Genomic DNA, 2,907 nt, shown 5'->3' on the forward strand with positions numbered 1-2,907 from the left:
TCTGATGCAGCGAGAGCTTGTCGCGGAAGTACATCCGCCGGATTTTCCCCAACATTTCCATGCTGATCACCCTGTGTTCTCCTGCTCAAAAAGTGAGCAGAAGCAGTTGAACACCTGGGTCAGTTTTGAGTCGGCAGAACAGCCTCTACTGGGTCAGTTTTCGGTCAGCGGCAACATAGTTTGACAATCGTTTTGATTTGACCCTATAAAACATGCTCACATTCTTTATTTGGGTTTTTTCCATGAAAGCGATGGTTTATTACGGTGAAGGCGACATTCGTTTGGAAGAGCGCGAAAAGCCAAAATTGCTTGCACCCACTGATGCGATAATCCGCATGACGAAAACCACCATTTGCGGTACGGATCTTGGCATTTGGAAAGGTAAAAATCCCGAGATTGAGCAAGCGGCAAAAAATAAAACAGGAAGCTTTAATGGTCGCATTTTGGGTCACGAAGGCATCGGTGTCGTTGAAGAAATAGGCGATGCCGTAGGTAAATTCAAAAAAGGCGACAAGGTCATTATCTCCTGCGTGAGCCGGTGCGGCATTTGTGAGAACTGCCAAAAGCAACTATACGCCCACTGTCGCAATGGCGGCGGGTGGATCATGGGCTACATGATCGACGGCACTCAGGCAGAATTTGTGCGCACTCCCTTTGCAGACAATTCGCTGTACCTCCTGCCAGAAGCCCTCAACGAAGATGTTGCCGTTTTACTTTCTGACGCCCTGCCAACCGCACATGAAATCGGTGTGCAATACGGCAATGTTCAGCCGGGCGATACCATCGCCGTCATTGGCGCTGGCCCCGTTGGCATGGGTTGTGTACTCACCGCTCAGTTGTATTCCCCTTCTAGCATCATTGTCATCGACATGGATGACAACCGTTTGGCCATGGCTCGCGAACTTGGGGCAACTCACACCATCAACTCCGCCCAGGAAGATGCTATCGCCCGCGTGCTAGAGATTACCGAAGGTCGCGGAGTGGATTGCGCGATTGAAGCTGTTGGCCTAGAAGCCACTTGGAATATTTGCCAACACGTCGTCAAAGAAGGTGGGCACATTGCGAATGTGGGTGTGCATGGCAAGCCCGTGCAATTCGCGTTGGAGAAGCTCTGGATCAAGAATCTCACCATCACCACCGGCCTCGTAAATGCCAACACCACCAGCATGCTCCTCAAAACTTGCTGCTCCGGCAAACTACCGATGGAAAAGCTCGCCACTCATAGCTTTGGATTTTCCGAGCTGCCCAAGGCCTATGATGTGTTTAAACATGCCGCAGATGAAAAGGCCATGAAAGTCATGATTGACTTCTAAGAGCTCATCCGCAGCAAATAGGTTAACGGTAGATCCAAGCCGCATTGTGTGCGGTGTTGGATCTAACCGTGGCGAAACTTATCGAGCCGCCGATTCCTGCGCGTGGCAAGAAGATTTACGCGCGCCGGCCGGGTACCGTTTGCCCACTTGAACCGATGCGACTCGTGTCCGAGGCCCACTTCTACGTGCTGCGCACCGGCCACTACGATTCATCATCAACTGAGCCCGCGTGGTCGAAGAACGGGGCCCCCACATAACTTTTCATGCTCCTTGGGCTAACCAGTCAGAGATCGCTGGGATGCCAAGGAGGCGCCTCGTGGCTATTTGAATTGCCGATCCCAGGAGTTTACGGATGCCATTTACACTGAAGTAATCACGCTTATTGTCTTCACTAAGCACTCTGACATGCCATTACTCTGTGGGCTACGCCCTTATCTGGTCAACGACTGCAAGCGGATCTGTTGAGCAACAGGCGCGTCTATTCGACGGTGTAAGCCGAACCGATACCGCTGAGCTACTGCACGACTAATTACCTAAACGCTTCTCCACGCTTTACAACATAAAATTTTGGATATCGCCGCCGCATCCGGTTGGGTTGCCGAGCCAACCGGTGGCTTCGCGGTCACAGTAATCCTGGACGAAGTTCACGCTCAGTTTGGCGCAGTCCTCGAAGCGAAACTCAAAACCGTCCGAGCACCAGCGGTATCGCTGATTTTCACCGCAATACGGCCTTCGTGCCGACACCCCGCGTAGGGTTGTTTGATCCTGCGTCAAGCAGCAGATTGTGATCACGCATCACCTGGTAAACCCGAATCACATTGATCGGGCGCGTAGCAAATTGGTTTCACGGTCGCGACGCAAAAATTCCCAGACTCGACGGCAGCCATAGCTGGGCAGTTCGCAGAGCTGTTGCTAGATTTTGGTCATCAATTCAGCTTCTTTCACAGGGCTACTTTGCCGCGTCTTGGATGATACCGATTACCTGAGTCGAACCGCTAATTGCTGGCGCGCCACACCGACACATTGGCTGACCAGCTTCACTGGTCGTCCCACAGCAACGAGGGTGATTACGCAATCCATTTTCGTGGCCGGGCAATCTTCATGGCCTCTTTGAGAATTTCATTTTCCATCGTTTTATTGCCCAGCACCCGTTGCAGTTCACGGATCGGCTTGAGCGCATAATTCAGCTCTTAGGCTTGCACCAAGGCTTCGTCAGCGCTGATCGCGGAGAGGTTTCCGTCCTGACACGGCTTGCGTCACAGGAAAAACTTGTTGGCATTGATGTCATCTCTCCTGGTCGAGCAGCTCGCCACCCTTATCATTACTGTGAGTCATAACATACCCGTTTGCCTATCAGGGGAGAGGAGTCCAGTCTTTAATGGGGCTCGTTCATGAAGCGCTGCCACCCACTAGATTATTTATAGGGCATGGCGCACGATGGACTTTTGCGAAGATGAAAACCCTACCTGTAGCGGCTTGCAATCGAAAACAGCCGTGCTCGCAATCAACGCAATTTTCGGCTCAAATTAACTGCGACTGACGGAGCCGTCTGGCTCAGATTAATTGCGAGCGAGCTTGCATTCAGCCGCATCGG

Annotated in this window: 2 protein-coding genes; both read left to right on the forward strand. The window is 52.0% G+C overall.

Going from position 1 to position 2,907, the window contains the following annotated elements:
• Nucleotides 1-184: hypothetical protein (locus QMX98_RS33675; RefSeq protein ID WP_282412045.1), on the forward strand; the 184-nt coding region annotated here is incomplete at its 5' end.
• A gap of 58 nt (nt 185-242) precedes the next feature.
• On the forward strand, nt 243-1,313 hold the full coding sequence (locus QMX98_RS33680; protein ID WP_274103177.1) for a zinc-dependent alcohol dehydrogenase family protein: 1,071 nt from the start codon (nt 243-245) through the stop codon (nt 1,311-1,313).
• Nucleotides 1,314-2,907: the final 1,594 nt, after the last annotated feature.

Origin of the sequence: Pseudomonas sp. PS02303 (genome assembly GCF_029959925.1) — a bacterium.
GTDB lineage: Bacteria > Pseudomonadota > Gammaproteobacteria > Pseudomonadales > Pseudomonadaceae > Aquipseudomonas > Aquipseudomonas mandelii.